The 20872-nt window shown below is 69.2% G+C and carries 31 protein-coding genes; 29 read left to right on the forward strand and 2 right to left on the reverse strand.

Annotated elements, in window-relative coordinates:
* Window positions 1-207 precede the first annotated feature (207 nt).
* The gene (locus ACGF0J_RS21895) at window positions 208-690 is read right to left on the reverse strand and encodes a hypothetical protein (RefSeq protein ID WP_393148526.1); all 483 of its coding nucleotides are present in this window, start codon (window positions 688-690) and stop codon (window positions 208-210) included.
* 84 nt (window positions 691-774) lie between these two features.
* On the opposite strand from ACGF0J_RS21895, the gene ACGF0J_RS21900 reads away from it, so the two are divergent.
* The 10 genes from ACGF0J_RS21900 to ACGF0J_RS21945 all read left to right on the forward strand — a co-directional run bounded on the left by ACGF0J_RS21900 (window position 775) and on the right by ACGF0J_RS21945 (window position 5177).
* Window positions 775-1413: a hypothetical protein gene (locus tag ACGF0J_RS21900; protein ID WP_393148528.1), complete on the forward strand. Its 639-nt coding sequence runs from the start codon at window positions 775-777 to the stop codon at window positions 1411-1413.
* Window positions 1410-1724, forward strand: a complete 315-nt coding sequence (locus tag ACGF0J_RS21905; RefSeq protein ID WP_393148530.1) for a hypothetical protein — start codon at window positions 1410-1412, stop codon at window positions 1722-1724. Before ACGF0J_RS21900 ends, ACGF0J_RS21905 begins: the two co-directional genes overlap by 4 nt.
* Window positions 1725-1860: 136 nt before the next feature.
* Window positions 1861-2127 carry a hypothetical protein gene (locus ACGF0J_RS21910; protein ID WP_393148532.1) on the forward strand — a complete coding sequence of 89 codons (267 nt, stop codon included), beginning with the start codon at window positions 1861-1863 and terminating at the stop codon, window positions 2125-2127.
* Window positions 2124-3038, forward strand: a complete 915-nt coding sequence (locus ACGF0J_RS21915; RefSeq protein ID WP_393148535.1) for a hypothetical protein — start codon at window positions 2124-2126, stop codon at window positions 3036-3038. Before ACGF0J_RS21910 ends, ACGF0J_RS21915 begins: the two co-directional genes overlap by 4 nt.
* Window positions 3031-3471 carry a hypothetical protein gene (locus tag ACGF0J_RS21920; protein ID WP_393148537.1) on the forward strand — a complete coding sequence of 147 codons (441 nt, stop codon included), beginning with the start codon at window positions 3031-3033 and terminating at the stop codon, window positions 3469-3471. The genes ACGF0J_RS21915 and ACGF0J_RS21920 overlap by 8 nt, the downstream gene beginning before the upstream one ends.
* On the forward strand, window positions 3464-3745 hold the full coding sequence (locus tag ACGF0J_RS21925) for a hypothetical protein (RefSeq protein WP_393148539.1): 282 nt from the start codon (window positions 3464-3466) through the stop codon (window positions 3743-3745). Before ACGF0J_RS21920 ends, ACGF0J_RS21925 begins: the two co-directional genes overlap by 8 nt.
* A 15-nt stretch (window positions 3746-3760) precedes the next feature.
* Window positions 3761-4324 carry a DUF6221 family protein gene (locus tag ACGF0J_RS21930; RefSeq protein ID WP_393148542.1) on the forward strand — a complete coding sequence of 188 codons (564 nt, stop codon included), beginning with the start codon at window positions 3761-3763 and terminating at the stop codon, window positions 4322-4324.
* Window positions 4325-4345: 21 nt separating this feature from the next.
* Window positions 4346-4633, forward strand: a complete 288-nt coding sequence (locus ACGF0J_RS21935) for a DUF6221 family protein (RefSeq protein ID WP_393148544.1) — start codon at window positions 4346-4348, stop codon at window positions 4631-4633.
* 12 nt (window positions 4634-4645) lie between these two features.
* Complete coding sequence (locus ACGF0J_RS21940; RefSeq protein WP_393148546.1) at window positions 4646-4870, forward strand: hypothetical protein; 225 nt, start codon at window positions 4646-4648, stop codon at window positions 4868-4870.
* An 82-nt stretch (window positions 4871-4952) separates the two neighbouring features.
* On the forward strand, window positions 4953-5177 hold the full coding sequence (locus ACGF0J_RS21945; RefSeq protein ID WP_393148548.1) for a hypothetical protein: 225 nt from the start codon (window positions 4953-4955) through the stop codon (window positions 5175-5177).
* 104 nt (window positions 5178-5281) lie between these two features.
* Here ACGF0J_RS21945 and ACGF0J_RS21950 read toward each other — a convergent pair whose 3' ends face one another.
* Window positions 5282-5761, reverse strand: coding sequence for a hypothetical protein (locus tag ACGF0J_RS21950; protein ID WP_393148550.1), 480 nt, complete (start codon window positions 5759-5761; stop codon window positions 5282-5284).
* Between the two features lie 1158 nt (window positions 5762-6919).
* Here ACGF0J_RS21950 and ACGF0J_RS21955 point away from each other — a divergent pair.
* The 19 genes from ACGF0J_RS21955 (at window position 6920) to ACGF0J_RS22045 (ending at window position 20869) form a co-directional block, all read left to right on the forward strand.
* Window positions 6920-7189, forward strand: a complete 270-nt coding sequence (locus ACGF0J_RS21955; protein ID WP_393148552.1) for a hypothetical protein — start codon at window positions 6920-6922, stop codon at window positions 7187-7189.
* Entirely contained in the window at window positions 7143-8591 is a 1449-nt protein-coding gene (locus ACGF0J_RS21960; protein WP_393148554.1) for a terminase large subunit domain-containing protein, read from the forward strand. Before ACGF0J_RS21955 ends, ACGF0J_RS21960 begins: the two co-directional genes overlap by 47 nt.
* An 8-nt stretch (window positions 8592-8599) precedes the next feature.
* Window positions 8600-8833 (forward strand): hypothetical protein, encoded by a 234-nt coding sequence (locus ACGF0J_RS21965; RefSeq protein ID WP_393148556.1) that lies wholly within the window; start codon window positions 8600-8602, stop codon window positions 8831-8833.
* A 20-nt stretch (window positions 8834-8853) separates the two neighbouring features.
* The gene (locus ACGF0J_RS21970) at window positions 8854-10239 is read left to right on the forward strand and encodes a phage portal protein (RefSeq protein ID WP_393148558.1); all 1386 of its coding nucleotides are present in this window, start codon (window positions 8854-8856) and stop codon (window positions 10237-10239) included.
* Window positions 10239-11339 carry an HK97 family phage prohead protease gene (locus ACGF0J_RS21975; protein ID WP_393148560.1) on the forward strand — a complete coding sequence of 367 codons (1101 nt, stop codon included), beginning with the start codon at window positions 10239-10241 and terminating at the stop codon, window positions 11337-11339. Before ACGF0J_RS21970 ends, ACGF0J_RS21975 begins: the two co-directional genes overlap by 1 nt.
* A gap of 10 nt (window positions 11340-11349) precedes the next feature.
* Entirely contained in the window at window positions 11350-12609 is a 1260-nt protein-coding gene (locus tag ACGF0J_RS21980; RefSeq protein WP_393148562.1) for a phage major capsid protein, read from the forward strand.
* 67 nt (window positions 12610-12676) lie between these two features.
* Complete coding sequence (locus ACGF0J_RS21985; protein ID WP_393148564.1) at window positions 12677-13075, forward strand: hypothetical protein; 399 nt, start codon at window positions 12677-12679, stop codon at window positions 13073-13075.
* Between the two features lie 8 nt (window positions 13076-13083).
* On the forward strand, window positions 13084-13359 hold the full coding sequence (locus ACGF0J_RS21990; protein ID WP_393148566.1) for a hypothetical protein: 276 nt from the start codon (window positions 13084-13086) through the stop codon (window positions 13357-13359).
* Between the two features lie 16 nt (window positions 13360-13375).
* Window positions 13376-14023, forward strand: a complete 648-nt coding sequence (locus ACGF0J_RS21995; RefSeq protein WP_393148568.1) for a hypothetical protein — start codon at window positions 13376-13378, stop codon at window positions 14021-14023.
* A 3-nt stretch (window positions 14024-14026) separates the two neighbouring features.
* Window positions 14027-14410 (forward strand): hypothetical protein, encoded by a 384-nt coding sequence (locus tag ACGF0J_RS22000; protein WP_393148570.1) that lies wholly within the window; start codon window positions 14027-14029, stop codon window positions 14408-14410.
* A gap of 31 nt (window positions 14411-14441) precedes the next feature.
* Window positions 14442-16121 carry an SGNH/GDSL hydrolase family protein gene (locus ACGF0J_RS22005; protein ID WP_393148572.1) on the forward strand — a complete coding sequence of 560 codons (1680 nt, stop codon included), beginning with the start codon at window positions 14442-14444 and terminating at the stop codon, window positions 16119-16121.
* Between the two features lie 15 nt (window positions 16122-16136).
* Entirely contained in the window at window positions 16137-17234 is a 1098-nt protein-coding gene (locus ACGF0J_RS22010; RefSeq protein ID WP_393148574.1) for a hypothetical protein, read from the forward strand.
* Window positions 17231-18067 carry a hypothetical protein gene (locus ACGF0J_RS22015; RefSeq protein ID WP_393148576.1) on the forward strand — a complete coding sequence of 279 codons (837 nt, stop codon included), beginning with the start codon at window positions 17231-17233 and terminating at the stop codon, window positions 18065-18067. Before ACGF0J_RS22010 ends, ACGF0J_RS22015 begins: the two co-directional genes overlap by 4 nt.
* Window positions 18068-18144: 77 nt before the next feature.
* Entirely contained in the window at window positions 18145-18606 is a 462-nt protein-coding gene (locus ACGF0J_RS22020; RefSeq protein WP_393148578.1) for a hypothetical protein, read from the forward strand.
* Window positions 18606-19037, forward strand: coding sequence for an HK97 gp10 family phage protein (locus tag ACGF0J_RS22025; protein WP_393148580.1), 432 nt, complete (start codon window positions 18606-18608; stop codon window positions 19035-19037). The genes ACGF0J_RS22020 and ACGF0J_RS22025 overlap by 1 nt, the downstream gene beginning before the upstream one ends.
* A gap of 10 nt (window positions 19038-19047) precedes the next feature.
* Window positions 19048-19557 (forward strand): hypothetical protein, encoded by a 510-nt coding sequence (locus tag ACGF0J_RS22030; RefSeq protein WP_393148582.1) that lies wholly within the window; start codon window positions 19048-19050, stop codon window positions 19555-19557.
* Window positions 19558-19565: 8 nt separating this feature from the next.
* Window positions 19566-19886: a hypothetical protein gene (locus tag ACGF0J_RS22035; protein ID WP_393148584.1), complete on the forward strand. Its 321-nt coding sequence runs from the start codon at window positions 19566-19568 to the stop codon at window positions 19884-19886.
* Window positions 19887-20372 (forward strand): hypothetical protein, encoded by a 486-nt coding sequence (locus tag ACGF0J_RS22040; RefSeq protein WP_393148586.1) that lies wholly within the window; start codon window positions 19887-19889, stop codon window positions 20370-20372.
* Complete coding sequence (locus ACGF0J_RS22045) at window positions 20369-20869, forward strand: hypothetical protein (protein ID WP_393148588.1); 501 nt, start codon at window positions 20369-20371, stop codon at window positions 20867-20869. Before ACGF0J_RS22040 ends, ACGF0J_RS22045 begins: the two co-directional genes overlap by 4 nt.
* Window positions 20870-20872: the final 3 nt, after the last annotated feature.

Below are 20872 nucleotides of genomic sequence, written 5' to 3' on the forward strand. Positions count from 1 at the left end.
CCATCTCCCGCATCCTGGCCGCGATTCAGCGCGTCTACCCGGACCAGGTGACCGTGTTCTGCTACCCGGGCGACCTGGAGCGTGCCACTGCTGCGTTCGCGCTGCTGCCGTCCGTCCGGGTGGCCGCCCACAGGCTTGTACCGCCCGGGAAGCTCTGGATCCCCGGGCAGCCCTGCACTGGAGAGGAGGGGACGTGACGCGGGGCGACTACTTCGCGATGCTGAGAATCCATTCTCCGATCTGCCAGACGGCGAATGGGATACCGGCAATCTCGATGGTGACCTTGGCGACCTTCATGGCCTCAATCCACACCTGGGCCGCATTCACCTCTTCAACGGTCAGTAGCTCGACCTCGCCGGCCTCAGTGGCTTGCCCGGCTAACGCTGCCCCAAGAGAAGGCAGGGCTCCCGAGAAGCTTCCCGCGACCGCAGCAGGGATGGACGCCTTGCCCTGCACAACGTCTGGGCGCGCGGTTGCCGAGACGGAAGGGCTGGGGATGTGTGCCTTGGCGTGCACGGCCGGCGCCCCGACAACGGTGAGGGACGCGGTGCCGGTCGAGGTGATGGTGCCGCTCGCGCTCAACTGCAGCGGTGGCAGAGTCTGGAGCTGGTCGACCGTCGCGTCTACCAGCCGCTTGATCTTCAGGAAGGTCTCAAGGACCTCTGGCGGCACGCTGATTTCCTCAGCCATCGCCGACCCCTTTCGTACGAATTGGAGCGGTCTAACCGCATCAGCATCAGAACGTACCCGGCTGATCCGACAAAGGAGTGGCGAATGACACCAGCCGAGGAGATCCCCGGGCTTGTCGCCGAGTTCAAGCCGCTCATCGCCCAACTGCAGCAGCTGCTCCCCGAACCCATCGCCGACCCCACCACCGGCACCATGAGCCACCACAAGGTGTCCGGGTCGCCAGCGCCCTGGCACGCCGAGGCCGGCCCGCTGCTCATGACCATCCATGCTGGCGTGCGCGAGCTGGAACAGGATCTCCACTACGCCACATCCGGTCACACCGGAGAAGCCCGCGGTGGCTCCGACCGCAATACCCTGGCGGCCCTCGACAGCATCGTGCGGCTGGCGTTCGGCGCGCCCGAGGACCTGGCCCGCGACGCCAGCTACCGCCTGGGGCGCTGGATCGAGCGGGCCCGGCAGGTCCGCGACATCGGCGCAGCTGAGCGGTGGATCCCGATCCATGTGCCCCAGGGCCAGCTCCCACCCACCTGCCCCTACTGCAAGACGTACAGCATTCGGCTGGCCCAGGAATCCGGCCGAGTCGCGTGCGTCAACCCGAGGTGCGAGGACGAACGCGGCGACCGGCCTCGCGGCCGAATCGACAAGAACCGGCTCGACGGGTCCGCCATGCTGGTATGGGCCGACGGGCGCACCACCTACTACTACGGCCAGGAGGCATCGTGAACGATCAGGACATCGGCCGTCAGGTCCTCGACGTCGCCGTGGAGGACGACGACTCCGGTGCGACCACGATCAGGGGCTACCTGTGCGCGCTCGCTCGCGCGGTCTGGGACGAAGGGGAGGGGTTCAGCGGCAAGCGGCCCTTCGGCAACTCCGGCTGGCAGTGGGACATGTACAGGGCTCTGGTCAAGGCGAATTTCATCGCGGGAACCTTCGACGAGTACGGCGGTCTGGACGAGGCCGACACTGAGAAGGGCGACGAACTGATCGCCGCCGCGCTCAGGGTGCTCGCCGCACCCCAGGAGGCATCGTGAAGCGGAAGACCCGACCAGGAGAGATCCCAAACGTACGGTGGCCAGCGCCCGCGCCTGCCAAGCCGTCGGGCTCCCAGATCGTCGAGCCCAAGCCGGAGCGTTGCGCCACCTGCGGGAACTGCCCGAGGTGCGGCCGATGAGCGCGCCACAGTTCGGCAGCCCGGAGTGGCAGCAGCAGTTCCAGGAGGGCATAGAGCGCGCCTCGCGCCAGCTCGGCGAAGCGCTCAACCAGGTGCCCCGCACCCTGGCCGCCCAGGGCGCCGTGGGCTGGGCCTACAGCGGCGACCTCGACCAGCTGCGCGCAGGCCTCGCCAGCATGAAGCCCGAGCAACTGCGCGAGCTGTCCACCGCGGCCGCCGCTCTGGCCAGCCTCGCCGACGTAGAGCTGGCAAGCCGCACATGATCAGCCGAGAGCAGTACGAATGCCTCGCCCGACATCTCCAGGACGATGGCCGCGACCACATCGAGCTGACCTTCACCGAAGTCGCCCGCGTGATCGGTGAGGAACTCCCGGCGAGCGCGAGCCGGCACACCGCATGGTGGGGGAGCGACCCCAAGCACACGCAGGCCATCTGGCTCGACGCGGGCTACGTCGCCCGCCCGAACCTCACTGCGGGCCACGTCACCTTCGAGCGGAGGAACCCCATGAGCGACGACGACATCCGGCATCGCCTGGCCGCCGTCGACCACATCGACTGGAGCACGGCCGAGCGCGAGCACGAACGAGAGTACTTCGGCGACTGGCTACGGTTCGGACCGGTCCTCGTGCCCGTTGGCGACCCTGACGACGAAGCTGAAGCGATGGAGGTACGCGTGGTCGCCACTTTCCTCCAGCACGCCGCCGCCGACCTACGCCGCCTGCTGACCGACCTCGACGCTGCCCAGACCGCAAGAGAGGCCATCATGCCCGGCCAGCCCAACCCCATCTACGGCAAGCCCAACCCCGGAGAACCCGTCCGGCTGCTCGCCGACGCCGTCGAGGTCCTCCGGCCGAACGGCACCACCGTCACCATGGACCTCGTGGCCCTGGCCGACGCCGCCATCGACGCCGAACGCGCGGTGGCCGGGCTGCGTGAGGAGAACAACCAGCTCCGCGCGAGGGTGGAAGAGCTGGAGCGCAAGGCGGGCCGCGCGGAGCGAGCCGGCCGCATGTTGTCCGGCGTCGTCGATGCCGACGACCTGCCCGACGGGGAGCGGGACCCGGTCAACCGCGAGACCGTCGAGGACCTCGCCAACCGCGTGCGCGAGCTGGAGCAAGCTGTGCAGCGGCAGGAAGACTACGAGCGTGAGATGCGGGAGCGCGGCGATGCGTGAGCTGCTCGCGTTGCTTCGGCGGTTCTGGCAGGACCCGCCGCCTCTGCCGAAGAGCGCCCTCGTCTGCCACTGGTGCGGCGCAGAATTCGACACCGGTGCCTCCCGCAACAGCCACGTCCTCGAGTGCTCAGCCACCGAGGCTGCGTTGGCGAAGCTCACCCGCGACAAGCAGCTCGCCGTCGCGAGCTGGGTCAGCTCACACCTCAGCCGCGGGGACGGACTCAGCTATGAGGAGGCCACCGCCGACGCCATGGCCGTCGTCCCCGAGCTCACCGCCGATGACCACGGCCTCGGGCACGGCGCGCTGCAGGGCGCCAACACGGCGATCATCCTCCACTTGGTCCGGCAGCTCGCCCGCGAGCGCGGCGAGGCCGAGACGGACACCTGGCGTCGCGAAGTCGCGGAGATGCTCCAGGAGCGCGGCGATGGCTAACCAGATCATCCGGCAGCCATCCGGCCACTTTGCCATCTTCGACTCCGTCACCGACACGATCATCGTCTGGGACGCCACCGCAGACGAGATTGTCGAGTGGTTCGCAGAGAGGGCCGCCGAGCGCGCCCGCGAAGACGCCCGCCGGCTGATCGTCCACGTCGCCGCCGGGAATCCGCGCGCGGCGTACCACCAGTTCGCCATGACGTGGGGGGAGGCGCTGGCAGAAGATCGGAAGCACGGAGGTACGGTCTGGCAGGAGGTCGCCGATGGATGACCCGGAGGTGCGGCCGTGAGCGACCTCGTCGCCTTCCTCCAGGCGCGCCTCGACGAGGACGAGCGGATCGCCCGGGACGCCGACGACATCTCGCGAGACGAGTGGCTGACGTTGTACGAGGACCTCGTCAGGTCCCGGCCGCTCGACGATGCCCGCGCGGTGTTCGGCATCTTCATCGGCACCTTCACCTCCGCGCGTGTGCTGGCCGATATCGCGGCGAAGCGGCAGCTCATCACCGAGCATTACGCCACGCAGGGAGTCCACGGGGGTCTGGCACGCCAGGTGTGTACCCGCTGCAGCGACTACGCCGAACGCGGGGAGCTTGCCCGCCCCGACCTTGCTCCGTGTGGCACGATGCGCCTGCTCGCCCTGCCGTACGCCAGCCACCGCGACTACCGGAAGGAGTGGCGGCCACGAACAGTGCAGAGTGGGCGGAGTGCCCGCACTACGCACATGACCGATAGCACGGTGTTATGGCGAAACCTTGACAAAGCGGCGGAGCGTGCTGGAGCGTTCTTTAGGAACCAAAGGTACAACTGCGCACCGCAGGGCCAAAAAGGAACGACTGCTCGGCCCTGAGCACAACTTGTGGAGACAGACGTGAGGCTGACCGCCATCGTCGACTACCTCTCCGACCGCTGGGACGAAGAGGACGACACCCTCGACCGCATTATGAGCATGAAATACGTACAGGGCTACATACGCGTCAACGGCGAACGCATGCGCGCCGAGCTGACCGCGAAGCGGAAAATACTCATCGAATGCCAAAGCGCGATCCAGCGAGACAGCGAAGACGCTGGCCTGGCCAGAACCGTGCTCAACCTCCTTGCCGAGCCGTACGCCGACCGCGGCGACTTCCCGCGTCGCCACACGGCGCATGCACGATAGGAGCCCCACGACGTGAGGCAGCTCGCCACGTGTCGATGCTCTACCGCGAAGACGAACTGCGATCGCCTCGCCACGCAGGAAGACCTGCTCTGCGACGTATGCCGCGAAGGATGCATCGACTGCATCGACGCCACCGATGACGACCCAGAGAAGTGGAACATCTGGTGGCACCAGAACGACGACACGATCCAGGCACGCATCGATGAGATGCAGAGCCGCAACAGTGACGACCCCTGATCGCCTCCTTGATCGCGGCGAGGGCCGCGGTCGAAAGCCCCGGCTGTTCTCCATCGACCGAGCTTCACGTCATGATGGATTCATGGAGAGCTGGACGGTCGACGACGCGGCGGCGCTGCTCTACCCGGTGCTGACGGCCACAGAGGTGCGCGCCATGATCGAGCTGTTCGGGATCGATCCCGCCGACGTGAGGCGTACCGGTCGGCGCGGGCGGCCGGCCCCGACGTACGACCCGACCAAGCTTCAAGAGGCGCACGCCGTGGTGATGAGGACCCGTGTTGACCTTGGAGCATTTAAGGCCGCATAATTCGGTCTGAACAGGCATCCCAAAACCCGGCCGAAATGCCGGGTTTTTGCATATTAGGGGTTGTCTCATGCCGAGCTCGAGGGCCGCGGCGACGGCCCCGAACCTCAGCCCGCCTGATCACCGAGCACCAGCTCGACCGGCAGACTCATCTGCGCGGTGCTGTACCTCGACAGGCCACGGTGCGCCACCTCGACCCCATAGAAGTCATGGCCGGCCGGAACCGCCAACGCCCACCGGAACACACACCCTTCCTCCGTGTGCACGCCGGTACCGAGCTTCCCCACCCCGATCGTCTTCCCCGCCGCATCCGTGACCACCACCTGCGCATGCTGCCGGATGTCCGCGTACTCGCCCTTACCGGAGCAGGCGGGATGATCGCCATACTCCACCTGGCCCGGCCACGTCCCCAAGACGACCCTGCCGCTCACATCCAGCAACGCCGCAGATGGCGCAACCTGAGACGCCTGGACGAGCGGTGCAGGCGGGTCCGCCTCGGTGTCGGGCGCCAGGACCACGAACACGGCGGCCACCGCCGCTAAGACAGCGAGCGCCACCCCGGCAGCCACCGCCACCACCTTCACCATGTGGGCATCGTGCAACGCTCCACACCGTCGGCACCAGGCCCAACCCACAACGATTCGGGAGCGGCATGCCACGCAGCCACGGCCGCAGCGGCTACCGCTGGCGCAAGGCCAGGGCTCAGCTCATGCTCGAAGCGCCCGACGTGTGCCACATCTGCGGTCACTCGGGCGGTGCGAACGAGGCGGACCACGAGCCGTCCCTGAAGGAGCTCGAACGTCTCGGGCTGGACCCATGTGATCTGCGCTTCCTGCGTCGGGCACACGGCACGCACGCGCCCTGCCCGGTGTGCGGCCGGCTGTGCAACCAGTCCAAGGGGGCCCGGTCGCTACCCCCCGCCCCTCGATCGTCCCGGGCTTGGTAACCCCGTGCTGTATGTGATCACCGGCCCGCCCGCCGGGGGCAAGTCAACATGGGTCCGGGGGCGTGCTCGTCGGGGGGACGTGGTGGTGGACTACGACCTCCTGGCGGTGGCGCTATCGGGGCCACACCACGGCGACCTCCACGACCACCCCGAGCCCGTACGCCAGGTCGCCTTCCGAGCTCGCACCGCAGCGATCCGCGAGGCGCTACGGCACGTGACCAGCACAGACGTCTACATCATCCACTCCATGCCCAAACCCGAATGGCTGACCACGTACGCCGAGCACGGTGCGCATATCGTCACCATCGACCCAGGACGCGACGTCGTCATGGAACGCATCGCAGCAGAACGACCAGCCACAGCGCGAGCCGTCGCCACACGCTGGTACAACCAGGCGGTTCAACGGCAGGGCAGGCAGAGCAGGCAAGGCAGGAGCCCCGCCCCCCGCGCCGGCGCCCGCGCCCCTCACCCCCAGTGCACCCCACCACCCAGGTCGTCACGGTCATGGTGACAATACGTGACATATTGATCGTTACATTGAGTAATGATGATCAATCATGTCACAAAGCGTGACGAACACCAGGTCACAACCGATCCCGCATAACAGCAGGTCAGGGGCAGGGGGGCCGGGTTGCGACGCAAGACCATGATCCATTAGGTGACCCGCGCCCGATCGCCGTTTTTTTGTGTGGCCCATGCGGGGGAACGCTCCGTGACTTCTCGCGCCGAGTGACCAGACAGACGTAGCAGTGCGTAACCAGCACGGTGTGACGCATCGTGACGATTCGCGGGGTGAGTGATGGCGGAGCTTGAGGTCGGCCCGGTAGAGGCGGCGGTGCGCGGCGACGTGGACGCCATGGACGTGTCCGGGTCGGTAGCGCGATCCCTGGCGGCCGCGGCATTCAACCTGGCCCGGAAGCTGGACCAGGACGCAGGGATGGCTACGGCCGCAGTGGCGCGGGAGCTGCGCGAAACGTTGAAGGCTCTGGCGGAGGCGGCAGGTGATGATGACGGATCCGATCTTGTCGCTGAGCTGTCCGCCTCGATGGGGGACGCGCCGGAATCCTGACCGGCAGACGCTCGGGCCGGCGCTGGGCATCATCGCCGCCCGGCTGGGCACGCCACTCATGCCGTGGCAACAGTACGTCGCGGACGTGATCCTGGAGATCGACCCGGCGACGGGCAAGCTGGTGTACCGCGAGTACAACATCACGGTGCCGCGCCAGTCGGGGAAGACGACGCTGCTCCTGGCGAAGATGGTCCATCGGGCACTCGGGTTCGGCGGACGGCAGCGCATCCTGTATGCGGCACAGACTCGCGGCGCGGCCCGGCTGAAGTGGGAAGACGAGCACGTCGCCACGCTGGAGAACTCGAAGTACCGGAAGCTGTTCACGGTCCGGCGCCAGCTGGGTCAGGAGGCGATCCGTTGGAGGAACGGCTCCCGGCACGGCGTCACGTCGAACACGGAGAAGGCGGCGCACGGCGAGACCCTCGACGAGGGCGTCATCGACGAGGCGTTCGCCCAGGAGGACAACCGGGTCGAGCAGGCCTTCCGGCCCGCGATGATTACCCGTCCGCAGCCTCAGCAGGGCGTCGTCTCGACGGCCGGCACTCTGAAGAGCGTCTACCTGCGGGAGAAGGTGGACGCGGGCCGGGAGCGGTGTGAGGCCGGCGCGATGGACACGGTGGCCTACTTCGAGTGGTCGGCGGGCGAGGACGACGATCCGGCGGACCCGGCGACCTGGTGGCGGTGCATGCCCGCCCTGGGCCACACCGTGACCGAGGAGGCCGTCCGGGCGGACTTCGAGTCGATGAAGACGAAGCTGCCGGAGTTCCGCCGGGCCTACTGCAACCAGTGGCCGGACACGTCGCCGGACCTGTGGCTGGTCATCCCGGAGGAGAAGTGGCGGGCGCTCGCAGACGAGCACTCGCAGATGGTCGGCCGGGTAGCGTTCGCCATCCACGTGGCGTTGGACCGGTCGTGGGCGGCGATCGCCGTGGCAGGGCGGCGCACTGATGGCCTGCTGCACGTCGAGCTGGTCGACTACCGGCTCGGGACGCAGTGGGTGCCCGAGCGTGCCGTGCAGCTGCGCGATCGGTGGAACCCGTGCGCCACCGTCGTGGACGCCGGGTCGGCGGCCGGCTCGCTGATCGCCGATTTGGAGGCGTGCGGGCTCGACATCACGAAGCCCTCGGCGCGCGACGTGGCCGCGGCGTACGGGCAGTTCGTGGACGCGGTGGCCCCGAACGAGGGGGAGCCGTCGCTGAGGTACGTGCCGCACCCGGCGCTTGACGTGGCGGTGGCGGGCGCGGCAACCAGGCTGCTGAGCGATGCGAAGGCGTGGGACGCGAGGGCGGCTACTGCGGAGAGCAGCCCGCTGATCGCGGTCACGAACGCGGCCTGGGGGTTCGCGACGAAGGGTCATCTGGAAGACGAGCCGCCGGTCATGCCGTTCGCGGTCTACGCGTAGGAGGGGCGATGGCGTTGTCGATGCCGCTGGAGCGGGTCACCCAGGAGGCCCGGCGGGTGGACGTCCGTAAGGGGCTGATCGCGCTGCTGCGGGTGCTTGGCACGCTGGTGCTGGCGATCCCGTACGGCATCGCCTGGTGTCTGCGGACGCTGCTGCTCGGGGCGACGATGCTGTGGGTCGCTGCGGTGGCTGGCTGGACTGACGCGAGCCGTACGCGCCGCGAGGGCGGCACCGAGTTCTGATGGGTCTGCTGAGCAGGGTCGTGGCTGATGCTCGCGGCCGGCGCCAGCGCGCCCAGGATGGCGGCCGGAAGGGCTGGTCCGATCCGCCGTTCTGGGATCTGGATCGGCTGAGGTGGCCGTTCATCGGCTCGTCGTCGATGTCGTCCGACCGGGAGCAGATCGAGAACGACTTCCCCGGCTACGTCCAGGGCATCTACAAGCGGAACGGGCCGATCGCCGCGCTCATGCTCGTGCGCCTGGCCGTGTTCAGCGAGGCCCGGTTCACCTTCCGGCGGATGCGGAACGGCCGCCCAGGGGACCTGTTCGGGACCTCGGCGCTTGCAGCGCTGGAGCACCCGTGGCCGGGAGGCACGACGGGCGACCTGCTGGCCCGCATGATCCAGGACGCGGACCTCGCCGGCAACGCGTTCATCGCGAAGGTGCCGGGGACGGACCGACTCCGGCGGCTCCGGCCGGACTGGGTGACGATCGTCAGCGCGTCGAAGAGCGAGCCCGAGCTATACGGAGCGGCGCTCGACGCCGAGGTGATCGGCTACTACTACTCGCCGCGGGCGCCGGGCGTGCGGACGGACACCCTGCTGCTGCCGGACCAGGTCGCGCACTTCGCTCCGATCCCCGACCCCGAGTGCTCCTGGCGCGGCATGTCGTGGCTGACACCGGTGCTGCGGGAGATCAGCTCGGATCTCGCGGCGACGCAGCACAAGCTGAAGTTCTTCGAGAACGGCGCCACCCCGTCGCTCGCCGTCAAGCTCGACGCGAGCGTCACGCCGGACATGTTCCAGCGCTTCAAGGCGCTCATGGATGAGCAGCACAAGGGCACCGACAACGCGTACAAGACGCTCTACCTGGGTGGCGGCGCGGACGTGACCCCGCTGACCATGGACCTTCGCCAGCTCGACTTCAAGAGCACCCAGGGCGCGGGCGAGAGCCGGCTGGCGGCCGCGGCCGGCATCCCCTCGACCATCGTGGGGTTCAGCGAGGGCCTCCAAGGCAGCAGCCTCAACGCCGGGAACTACGGCAGCGCGCGGCGCCGGATGGCGGACGGGACGATGCGGCCGCTGTGGCGCAACGCAGCGGGCTCCCTGTCGTCGCTGATCGAGGTCCCGAGCGGGGCGGAGCTCTGGTACGACGATCGCGACATCGCCTTCCTCCGCGATGACCGCAAGGACAGCGCCGAGATTCAGCAGGCCAAGGCCGCGGCCATCAGGCAGCTGGTCGACGCCGGCTATGAGCCGGAGAGCGTGGTCGCCGCGGTCGAGGCCGAGGACATGACCCTGCTCAAGCACACCGGTCTGTACAGCGTGCAGCTTCAGCCGCCCGGTACGACAGCCACACCGGCCGGCCCCGCACCGAGCGGGCCCGTGCCCGACGACCCATCCGGACCCGATCCGGCAGAGGAGCAGTGATGGATACCAAGGGACTCCGCGTCGAGATCAAGGATGAGGCCAAGGGGCAGGTCAAGGCCGTCTTCTCGACGTTCAACGTGATCGACTCCGACCGGGACGTGACGCCGCCGGGCGCGTTCGAGGACGGTGCGCCGGTCCTGATCTCTCAGTACGGCCACACCTCGTGGCAGGGCAAGCTGCCGGTCGGCAAGGGCACGATCCGGCAGACCCAGAAGGAAGCGATCTTCGAGGGTCAGTTCTTCATGAACACCGACCACGGGAAGAACGCCTTCCTGACGGTCAAGGAGCTGAGCGACGCCGGGCTGCAGGAGTGGTCGTACGGCTTCGACGCGGTCGACTACAGCTTCGGCGAGTTCGAGGGGCAGAAGGTCCGCTTCCTGAACAAGCTGAAGGTGTTCGAGGTCAGCCCGGTCCTGCGCGGCGCCGGCGTGAACACGCGGACCCTGTCGGCGAAGTCGGCTGGCCCGGCCGTCGCGCCGTCGCGGGGCGGCCGTCCGATCGCGCCGCACGACTGCGAGACGACGTCGACGTCCTGGGATGGAGCGAAGACGGTCGGCGCCCTCGGCGAGGACCCGCGGCCGTCGGAGCTCCGCACGGTGTTCGCTTGGGTGGACCCGGACGGTGACCCCGAGGCGAAGAGCTCCTACCGGATCCCGCACCACCATGGGGTGGGCGGGCCCGCGAACGTCCGGGCCTGCCTGATGGGCATCGCCCGGTTGAACGACGGCAAGAGTGGCATCCCCGACGCGGACCGCCAGGCCGTCTACGACCACCTCGCGGCGCATCTGAAGGATGCGGACGTCGAGGCCCCGGAGCTGAAGGCCCAGACCGGAGGCTCCCTGAAGTTCAACGAGGAGGGCCACCTGGTCCTGGCCGGGCTCTCCTCGTACATCGATCGCGCTTCGGAAGTCCTAGCTCTCCGCGCGCGCAAGGGCAGGACGGGGCTCGCCCCGTCGTCGGCCGAGCTCCTGGGCTGGGTCGACGACGAGCTGCGGCGCCTGAAGTCCCTGCTCTCCACGCCCACGGGCCCCGAGGACCCGAGCGACAGCGAGATCGCTTCGCTGATCGCCCGGTCGGTGGCCCAGCTGCAGAACATGTGAGGGAGAGATCATGACTATCGAAGCCCCCGAGAGGGTCATCGAGTTCCCGGCGCTGCGCGAGGCGCAGGCGGAGCTGGACGCGAAGCGGAAGAGCCTGAAGGGCATCTTCGACGAGGCCGGCCCCGACTACGACATGAGCAAGGTGAAGTCCATTGCGGGCGACACCCACGCCAAGGTGGATCACATCCGCCAGCTCAACGCGGAGATCGACGAGCGTAAGGCGAAGGTCGACGAGCTGATGGTGCTCGCCCGCGCGGCGGGCGCTGCGCGGGAGGCCGAGCAGGTCGAGCAGGGCGGCAAGGATGCCCCGGTCGAGCCGGAGCGCAAGGGCCAGCGTAAGAGCCTGGGCGAGCTGTTCGTGTCCTCCCAGGCGTGCAAGGGCTACCGGCCGGGCTCCGGCCAGGGCCCGTCGGCGTCGCTGGACATCGACCTGAAGACGCTGTTCAGCACCGGCGCCGGTTGGGCGCCTGAGTCGATCCGGACCGGCCGGGTGGAGATGTTCCCGACGCGGCCGGCGCCGCACGTGGTGGAGTTCCTGCCGCAGACGACCACGTCGCAGGCCAGCGTCGTCTACATGGAGGAGACCACCTTCACCAACGCTGCGCAGGAGACGGCGGAGGGCGGCACCTACCAGGAGGCGACGCTCGCGTTGACCGAGCGGGCCTCGCAGGTGCGCAAGGTCGCTGTGTTCCTTCCGGTCACCGATGAGCAGTTCGAGGATGAGCCGCGCGCTCAGATGTACGTCGAGAACAGGCTGCCGTTCATGCTGCGCCAGCGGCTGGACTCGCAGGCGCTGGTGGGTGACGGCACAGGCGTGAACCTGCTCGGCACATCCAGCGTGGTCGGCATCCAGGTGCAGGCGAAGGGTGCGGACCCGATCCCGGACGCGATCTACAAGCTGTTCACGAAGATCCGCGACGACGGCTTCGCCGAGCCGAGCGTGCTGTTCATCCGCCCTGCGAAGTGGCAGGAGGTCCGGCTGCTCAAGACCGCGGACGGCGTCTACATCTGGGGTCACCCGAGCATCCCGGGCCCGTCGACGATCTGGGGTGTCCCGGTCGTGGAGACCACGGCCGCGCCGGCGACGTCGGCGATCGCGGGCGACTACACCAACTTCTCGGAGCTGGCGGTCCGCCGGGGCATCGACGTGCAGGTGTCCAACTCGCACTCGACGTTCTTCGCGGAGGGCAAGCTCGCGCTGCGCGCTGACGTGCGCTGCGCGCTGATCCACTACCGCCCCAAGGCGTTCGGCCACGTCACGGGCCTCTGACGTCGTCGTCCCCGCGGCGGGGGAACGTGGCCTCGCCGCGGGGACTCCCGAGATCTGAAGGAGAGTCATGCCAGTGATGGAAGGCACCCGCGGCCTGAAGGTGGCGGTGGGCGAGTACGACCACGCGGTCGATGGCGGCACGGTCGGCACGAAGGTGCTGCGGTCGGCGCCGGGCGACAGCAACGGCAACGAGATCCCCGCAGGCTCGGTGATCCTCGGCGGCTACATCGAGGTCGACACCGCGGTGCTGTCGGCGACGGGCACGGTGGCTGTCCAAGCGCAGGCGGCTGCCGACGTCCTGGCGGCGACGGGCCAGGCCGGGCTGACGGTGGGCCGCAAGGACGTGATCCCGGCGTGGACGGGTTCGACGTCGCTCAAGACGACGGCCGTGCGGAACATCACGATCGTGGTGGCCACGGCCGTGCTCACCGCCGGCAAGTTCCGCGTCGTCCTGTTCTACCGGTAGGAGAGGCAATGGGACTGGAGTATGTGAAGTCGGCAGCGCCTGACGACGGGCATGTGATCGCGGCGGCGCGGCTGTGCCTGACGGAGGACGGCCGCCTGGTGCCGGAGTCCGACCCGGCGGCGCGGTGGCTGTTCTGCGTGCCGGGCACTCCGATCAAGCGGGCGGACGCCGAGCGTTACGGACTGCTTGACGAGCCCGAGCCCGAGCCCGAGCCCGAGCCCGAGCCGGCAAAGGCGAAGCCCTCCGCGCCGAACAAGGCGCGCGGCCGCGCCGCCGACAAGTAACCCCAGGAGGTAGGTCGTGCCGTTCAACGACGCTGCGAAGAACGCGATGCTGGACGCGCTCGATGAGTCGGCGAGCCAGATCACCCATGTCGGCGTCCACACGCTGACCGATCCTGGAACGAGCGGGACGGCCAACGCAGGCGAGGCGACCGGCGGGAGCCCCGTCTACGCCCGCCAGCCGGTCACCTGGGGCGCGGCAGCTTCCGGGCAGAAGGCGAACACCAACGCTCTGACGCTCGACGTCCCGCCGGGGACCTACGGGTTCCTGACGTACTGGAGCGCCAGCACGGGCAACACGACGCAGTATCGGGGCTACGCGCCGCTCAACGGGACGGTGAAGGGCTTCGGGTCGGTGGACGCGGCCGGGGTCACCGCCGACGCCATCCAGTCGGCTGGGCACGGCCTGGTCGACGGCGACCGGGTGATGCTGTTCAACGTCTTCTCCGAGTCGCTGCCTGCTGGACTCGCGGAGGGGACCGTCTACCACGTGGTGACCTCGACCGCGGACAGCTTCGAGGTGTCGCTGACGCAGGGCGGCGCCAGCGTGAATATCACCGGCCAGGGGGAGCTGTTCTGGCAGAAGGTGGTCCCGGAGGTCTTCGGGAGTCAGGGGCAGATCACCGTGGCGGCCGGCGCCCTGGTGCTGGACGCGACGGGTATCTAGCCGGTGGCCGACAGCAACGTCGCGGTCACGCCCGGGTCGGGTGCCACCGTCGACACGTTCCAGGTCGCGGGCGGTGACCACCAGCAGGTGGTGCGTGAGGCGCGCGCCACCGCGGTGTCCACCAACACCTGGACCGTGTCGGCCACGGCCTCGGCGCCGCAGATCGCGGCAGACGCCTCCCGGGTTGCGGTGACCATGGTGAGCATCGCGAACGGGCGCGTGTACCTGCGCTTCGACAGTACGGCACCGACGGCGGCCGCCCATCACTGGTACCTGGAGCCAGGCGATCGGTACGAGGTGCCCGCTGAGATGTGCACGCAGCCCGTCAGCATGATCGGAGTCGCCGCAGGTGGCACCATCGTGACGACTCTGGCGACTGCGAGCTGACGTGCCCATCGAACCTCGCGCCGCGCTGCAGGTGCCGGACTACTGGAACGTGTTCGCGCACAGCTACTTCAACTTCACGGCCGGAACCCTGTACCAGACCGGCCGCGCCGATGCGATATTCCGCGGCTCGATGGACATCGAGCACAACAACTGGCGCAACTACGCCGCCAGCGGCGCGATGCTCACCCAGGAGGGACGCTCCCACGGCGGGTACGCCCGCGTCCTGCAGGAAGTGACGAAGTCGCAGCGGACGGGCCCATACGCGGCCGACGGCGGCGCCGCGGTGATCTGCTACGGCATCAACGACATGGGCAACAAGGGCGTCAGCGTCCAGGTGCGGACCGCGTTCCAGCACGCGCTGCGCACCGTGGTCAGCCGCTGGCGCGCCTCGGCCATCTACGAGGACAGCTACAACCTCGGCACCAATCCGGGCCAGATCTCCTACGGCGCCGGTTTCACTCAGTCAACTGGCACGAGCGAGTTCGCGTCAGGCAGCTCTATCCGGCGGGCCACTTCGACGACCAGCGCGACGATCACCATCACGCTGCCAGCCGACTACGGCGGCCAGCCGGTCGTTGTCTGCTTCGTAGGCTCGGCCGGCGCGTTCGGCGGCACCGTGACTTTCTCCGGCACCGCCGGCGTGACCGGCACGCTGAGTACGTCGAACGTGATCACGTTCGGGTCGCACTGCCCGGTCGTTCGCCGCATCACCGGCCTCACCGCGGCGAACGCCGGCCAGACCATCGTGATGACCGTCACCGCGGTCGACGCGTCCGGGGCTGTGGAGTTCGACTGCTGGTGGATCGAGGCGACCAACCCGGCGCCGGTCATTGTCTGCAACATCGCCAGGTTGACCGCCGCCGGGTACGCGGGCTACTCCAACACGGTCACCGACTCCGACGTCGCCACCTGGAACGCCGCGATCGCCGACGTCATCGCCGAGTTCGACAGCATGGTGCAGATCGCTGACATCGACGCGGCGCTCGGCAAGGACACCGCGCTGTTCGCCTCCGACGGTGTACACCCCAACGAGTTCGGCGCCGCCCGGATCGCCGACGCGCTGCTGGCGGCCACCCGCCGCCTCACCCCCTCCACCAGCCTCGGGAACGCCGCTCACCTGAATGTCAGCTCACTGCGGTCTGGCCAGCTGCTCAGACCCCGGCTGTCTGGCTTCTGGTACACCGCCGACGGCGCTGGGACCGGCAGCAACTACACCGCCGTCGCCGGCGACATGTTCGCCTTGCCGATCCAGGTGACCGGCTCACGCGAGCGGTGGGTCCGGATGGCCGTCGAGGCGATCGCCTCCGTCGCCGGTACCGCGATCCGCTGGGGGATCTACGACGACATCGGCGCGTCTGGCTACCCGATGTGCTTGCTGGCCGAGCCCAGCTCGTCCGGGGCTTTCACGATCACGACGGGGGCCGGGGTCAAGATGTCCCCCACCTCCGGGCAGGGATCGCTGAATCAGCCGCTCGACCCGGGCGTCTACTGGCTGGTGCTCAAGTTCACCACCGCTGGCACCAGCCACACGTTCCGCTCGCTGAAGGGGCCGTCGCTGCTGCTGCCCAACCTGTCGGCTGGCGGCCAGGGCAACATCACGCCCAGCGGCTGGAAGCTGACCGGCCAGGGCACGGGACAGCTGCCGAACACCTTCCCGGCAGGGGCGGCGCTCTCGGACAGCTGCCCGTACGTCGGCGTTTTGATCAACTAGCCGAGGGGGCGGGCCGTGCCGCTGCTGCTGCTGCCCAGACCGAACGCCGACAGCACAACCGTCGCGGCGACCGGGACGGCGGCCGCGGCGCTGGTCGAGCGAGCGTCCGCCCTCAAGGTCGCCCGGGTGTCCGCCACGGTGTCGGCCGGAGTAACGGCCAGCACCGTCACACGCAAGTCTCAGCCAGCCACCTGCCGCGTCACCACGGCGACGGCCGGCGTTTCAACCGCGCGCAAGCAGGCACATCCCGCGGTCGCGATCCCGCTGGCGGCAACGCCCCGCGTGACAGCACGCAAGACGAGCACGGCCTCCGGGCCCACACCTGCCGCCGTAGGACCGCTGGCCGGAGGGGTGAAGGTCACGTCGGCGGTCAACCCGACTCTGCTTCTGGCCGCAGGTGTGAGCACCGCACGGAAGGTCAGCGGCGCGGCCGTCGCGGCGCAGACATGCACCACCGCGCTGGCGTCCCCGACCACGAGACGTCCTGCGACTGCGCGGGCGGGCGCCGTGGTTACCGGCGCCGGCTCGTCCCGCAAGGCCGTGCCTGTGACGGGCGGCAGCCCCTTGGCGGGTGTGGCCGTCGCTGGAGCGCGCAAGACGGTGCTCGGCGCCGGGCTGGCGGCGGCCGCGGTCGCGCCGGGCGTGACAGCGGCGAAGCGGGCGTCGGCGCCAGGGCTGTCGGCGGCCGCCGCCTGGTCGTACCGGTCATCGGTGCTGACGCGGGCAGTCATCGGCCACTGCGGGCTGGCCGCTACTTCGGCGGCCGTAGGCGGACGTCGGGCGCCCGTGTCCAGCGTGGCCGTTCTCGCGGTGGCGGGTCGGGGGTCGGTGGGTCACGTGGCCGCGGTCAGCGGCCGCGGGGTGCTGGCGCTGGCGGCCGCGAGCAGCTCGGAGAAGTGGGCGGCCGCGGCCGGGCGGACGCTGGCGCTGTTCGCATGCCAGGTGGGCGCACCGCCGGTCGAGGTGATACCGGGCGTGATGTCCGAGCGGATCCGGCCGGGGCCGATGGCCGAGCGGCGCGCTCGAATGGGTGCCCGTACGGCGGCGGCGGAGCGGCGCGGCCCCGCGATGGAGGTCAGAGGACGCAACGGTAACGGGATGGGAGGGTCATGAGCTTCGACCTGGGCGATCCGGTCCCTTTGAGCGTCACGATCACGGACCCGGGCGGATCGCTGGCCGACGCCGGCAACGTCGCTCTGACGATCACGCTGCCCGACGGCTCCACCCACGTGCAGGACCCGGTCACGCCGACCTCGACGGGCGTCTACGACTACGACTACGAGACGGTCCAGGCCGGGGTGCATCGGGTCCGCTGGGTGGCGACCGGCGCCAACGCGAGCACGTACTCAGACGTGTTCGACGTGGAGCCGGCCGACGGTGGCGCATTCGTGAGCCTGGCGGATGTGAAGAATCACCTCCACAAGCTCACCGATGAGGACGATGAGGCGCTGCGCGGTTTCATCGCTGCAGCGTGCCAGGTGATCACTGACCGGATGGGCGCGGTGTCGCCGGAGACCGTGGTCGCGGACCGGCTGGCCCGCTCGGACACGGTCGTGCTGCCCCGCCGGCCCGTCATTTCGATCACGAGCGTCGTGACGCTGCCCGGCGGCACCGCGATGCCCGCGGCCGATGCGCTGACCGGCGCGTCGGGGTGGACGCTGGAGTCCAGCGAGGGCGTGCTCAGTGTGCCTGCCTCCCGCGACCGGCTGCGGGTCACCTATCGCGCGGGCCGGAGCCCGCTCCCGCAGAACTTCCGTCTCGCCGCACTCGACCTGGTGAAGCACCTCTGGCAGGGGTCGCAGCACAACCAGGCCGGCGTCCGTCCGGCGCTGGGGGACTCCGACATGATCGCGGCCTCGGTGCGTCCGTTCGCGCTGCCCTACCGGGTGTCGGAGCTGCTGGGCCTGAAGCGCGACCAGGAGCGCGACGAGCCCCTCGTCGGCTGACGGGGACCACGTCCCCGAACTCGTCATTCCGAGGTCAGGTTGAACCTGACCTCCGATCGGCCGGGAGGCCATAACCCATGTCCACCATCCCCGCGGCGCTCGATGCGCTCGTGGCCCTCGCTGAGCGTGCCTGGCCGGACGTGCAGGTGCTCGACGGCGGGCCCACTGTCGAGGTGCGGAACGACGTGATCGCGATCGGCTACAGCGGCAGCGCGACCGAACCGGACATCCGCTCGACGCTCGCTCGCGAGCAGCTCGACATGCAGCCGGACCTGGAGCGCTACGACGTGATGTGCATGGTGTCGGCCTGGCGGGGCGACGCGCACCGCGGCGGCCGCCCGGATGCCCGCACGGTCCGCGAGAGGGCGTTCGAGCTGCTCGCCGGAGTCCGCGACGAGCTGGCGCGCGACTCCAGGCTGGGCGGCACGGTGATGATGTCTCGCCTGTCGACTATCGACGTGGTGGCCGATCAGACCAAGGCCGGCCCGGTGTGCACGATCAGATTCATCGTCCACATCGACGCCTTCACGGTGACGTGATGGCTGAGCCCACCGACCCGTCAGAGGCGATCCGCCAGCTCTCCAAGGAGCTCGACGGGATCCCCAAGGAGCTGCGGAAGAAGCTGCGCCCGGCGCTGAAGACCGCGGCTGAGCCGATCGCGGAGAACGCGCGCGGGCGGGCGTCGTGGTCGAAGCGGATCCCGCGCGCGATCAGCGTCGGTGTGCGGTTCAGCCGGGATCCGGGCGTCTACATCCGGGTGCGCCGGGCTGTGGCGCCACACGGCCGCGCCTACGAGGGCATCACGGGCGCATCGGACTTCGTCCACCCCGTGTTCGGCCACCGCGACCGCGAGGTGTCCGAGGCGACACGGCCTTACCTCGAACCCGCGGTCACTGCCGGGGCGGATGACGTGCTGTCCACGGTGGCCGGCGTCGTGGATCAGGTGGCGCGGGAGCAAGGCTTCCGATGATCGATAGGGGATGCTGATGGCCTTCAGGCTGCAGTCGTTTTTCGAGCTCGATGCCGAGCTCACCAACCCGCTGGACCTGACCACGCCGACGAGCGCGCTGGCGGTCGCCCGCCAGCTGGTGTTGGCGCAGGGAACGGGCGCCGGGCAGGCGGACATGATCTGGTCCGACCAGGTCACGATCGCGGCCTCCGGCACGCAGGCCGTGGACCTGGCCGGCTCGCTGACCGGTCCGCTGGGTGGAACGCTCACCTTCGCCAAGATCAAGATGGTGCTGGTCGCTGCGGCGGCCGGCAACACGAACAACGTCAACGTGGTCAGCGACGCCACGAACGGCCCGCTGCTGTTCCTGGCCAAGGGCGACGGCATCGCCGTGAAGCCCGGCGGCCTGTTCGTCTGGTTCGACCCGAGCGCGGCTGGCGCACCCGTCACTCCGGGCACCGCGGACCTGATCAACCTGGTCAACTCCGGTGCTGGTACGCCGGTCACGGCCGACGTCGTCATCGTCGGCGCGAGCGCGTAGGGGGACGCATGGACACCGTGTGGATCTCGCACCCGCGCCTTGACGACCGGAAGGTCGAGGTTCCGGCCTCCGCCCTGCTGGAACACCAGCGGGCGGGCTGGGTTCTGGTGGACGCGCCCGACCGGCGGCCGGAGACGATCCAGGCACTGATCGATGGCGGCTGGGAGCCTGAGGAGGCCCGCAAGGCGGTCGAGGCGGCGATGCCTGACCCGCCCGGCTCGCCGCCAGCAGGCGGCCAGACCGACCAAGCCCCGGAGGACACCTCCGGGGCTTCTTCTTTGCCCGAAACCGGCCCGCGGGTTCGGCGCACGACCAGGGGGGAGCAGTAAATGCCCGCAACGCCGATCACTCCGGCCACGAGGTTCTTCCGGCCCGGCATCACCAAGTGCTACTGGGTCGTGAGCATCGCGAACATCTCCGCGCCCACGCGGCTCGAACTGAACGCCGGGTCGGACCTGTCCAAGGACATCGCCGACATCAGCGGGTGGATGGTCTCCGGCCAGAAGATCGACACTCCCGACCTCAACAGCCGGTTCGTGTCCAACATCCCCGGCCTGACGAGTGCCGACGAGAGCTCGATCACCTTCTACCAGGGCGAGACCGGAGCCGACGTCCGCACGCTGATGCCGCGCGACACGAACGGCTACGTGGTGTGGCTGGACGGCGGCGATGTCGCCGGCCGGAAGATGGATGTGTTCCCCGTGCGCGTGCTCTCCCTCGGCAAGCAGCGCAGCATGGGCTCGGAGGCGGCCCGGCTGGTCATCCAGTACGCCGTCACGTCCGAGCCTGCCGAGAACGTGACGATCCCGGCATGAGCCTGCGTGAGCGCCTGCTCAACCGCCCGCGCCCGTCCGACACGTACCCGCTACGGATCGAGGACGACACCGAGCCGCGCCGCGAGGTCGAGCAGGCGCAGACGCTGCTGCGGATCCTGGGGATCCCGGGCGACGCCGCCGACCAGGCTGCCGTCCGCAAGGCCCAGGCCGCGCTGAAGAAGGCAGAGGCCAAGCTCAAGGCGTGCTACGAGTTCGTGACGCTACGGGCGCTGCCAGCGGATGACTTCGAGGCGCTGGTCGGCGCGCATAAGCCGCGGCCAGAGACTGACGACCGGCTCTGGAACAACGAGACCTTCCCGAAGGCGTGTCTGCTGGCGTGCGTCGAGAGCGACTTGTCCGAGGAGGATTGGGAGCTCATCTGGACGACGGTTCTGTCCAACGCCGAGAGGATCGAGCTCAGCAACGCAGCGATCCGCGTCAACGTGAGGGTGCCGGACTCCTCGCTCCCAAAAGGCTGGGCGCAGATCGAGGGCTAGCGC

Origin of the sequence: Nonomuraea sp. NPDC047897 (assembly GCF_043204415.1) — a bacterium.
GTDB lineage: Bacteria > Actinomycetota > Actinomycetes > Streptosporangiales > Streptosporangiaceae > Nonomuraea.

What these genes read in the sequence shown, in the direction of transcription:
- ACGF0J_RS22040 (WP_393148586.1), top strand. Translation starts at nt 19,887, where the DNA reads ATGCCCGCAACGCCGATCACTCCGGCCACGAGGTTCTTCCGGCCCGGC.
- ACGF0J_RS21955 (WP_393148552.1), top strand. Translation starts at nt 6,920, where the DNA reads ATGGCGGAGCTTGAGGTCGGCCCGGTAGAGGCGGCGGTGCGCGGCGAC.
- ACGF0J_RS22030 (WP_393148582.1), top strand. Translation starts at nt 19,048, where the DNA reads ATGCTGATGGCCTTCAGGCTGCAGTCGTTTTTCGAGCTCGATGCCGAG.
- ACGF0J_RS22020 (WP_393148578.1), top strand. Translation starts at nt 18,145, where the DNA reads ATGTCCACCATCCCCGCGGCGCTCGATGCGCTCGTGGCCCTCGCTGAG.
- ACGF0J_RS22025 (WP_393148580.1), top strand. Translation starts at nt 18,606, where the DNA reads ATGGCTGAGCCCACCGACCCGTCAGAGGCGATCCGCCAGCTCTCCAAG.
- ACGF0J_RS21965 (WP_393148556.1), top strand. Translation starts at nt 8,600, where the DNA reads ATGGCGTTGTCGATGCCGCTGGAGCGGGTCACCCAGGAGGCCCGGCGG.
- ACGF0J_RS21950 (WP_393148550.1), bottom strand. Translation starts at nt 5,761, where the DNA reads ATGGTGAAGGTGGTGGCGGTGGCTGCCGGGGTGGCGCTCGCTGTCTTA.
- ACGF0J_RS21980 (WP_393148562.1), top strand. Translation starts at nt 11,350, where the DNA reads ATGACTATCGAAGCCCCCGAGAGGGTCATCGAGTTCCCGGCGCTGCGC.
- ACGF0J_RS21975 (WP_393148560.1), top strand. Translation starts at nt 10,239, where the DNA reads ATGGATACCAAGGGACTCCGCGTCGAGATCAAGGATGAGGCCAAGGGG.
- ACGF0J_RS21920 (WP_393148537.1), top strand. Translation starts at nt 3,031, where the DNA reads ATGCGTGAGCTGCTCGCGTTGCTTCGGCGGTTCTGGCAGGACCCGCCG.
- ACGF0J_RS21945 (WP_393148548.1), top strand. Translation starts at nt 4,953, where the DNA reads ATGGAGAGCTGGACGGTCGACGACGCGGCGGCGCTGCTCTACCCGGTG.
- ACGF0J_RS21990 (WP_393148566.1), top strand. Translation starts at nt 13,084, where the DNA reads ATGGGACTGGAGTATGTGAAGTCGGCAGCGCCTGACGACGGGCATGTG.
- ACGF0J_RS21915 (WP_393148535.1), top strand. Translation starts at nt 2,124, where the DNA reads ATGATCAGCCGAGAGCAGTACGAATGCCTCGCCCGACATCTCCAGGAC.
- ACGF0J_RS21925 (WP_393148539.1), top strand. Translation starts at nt 3,464, where the DNA reads ATGGCTAACCAGATCATCCGGCAGCCATCCGGCCACTTTGCCATCTTC.
- ACGF0J_RS22035 (WP_393148584.1), top strand. Translation starts at nt 19,566, where the DNA reads ATGGACACCGTGTGGATCTCGCACCCGCGCCTTGACGACCGGAAGGTC.
- ACGF0J_RS21900 (WP_393148528.1), top strand. Translation starts at nt 775, where the DNA reads ATGACACCAGCCGAGGAGATCCCCGGGCTTGTCGCCGAGTTCAAGCCG.
- ACGF0J_RS21910 (WP_393148532.1), top strand. Translation starts at nt 1,861, where the DNA reads ATGAGCGCGCCACAGTTCGGCAGCCCGGAGTGGCAGCAGCAGTTCCAG.
- ACGF0J_RS22045 (WP_393148588.1), top strand. Translation starts at nt 20,369, where the DNA reads ATGAGCCTGCGTGAGCGCCTGCTCAACCGCCCGCGCCCGTCCGACACG.
- ACGF0J_RS21985 (WP_393148564.1), top strand. Translation starts at nt 12,677, where the DNA reads ATGCCAGTGATGGAAGGCACCCGCGGCCTGAAGGTGGCGGTGGGCGAG.
- ACGF0J_RS22015 (WP_393148576.1), top strand. Translation starts at nt 17,231, where the DNA reads ATGAGCTTCGACCTGGGCGATCCGGTCCCTTTGAGCGTCACGATCACG.
- ACGF0J_RS21895 (WP_393148526.1), bottom strand. Translation starts at nt 690, where the DNA reads ATGGCTGAGGAAATCAGCGTGCCGCCAGAGGTCCTTGAGACCTTCCTG.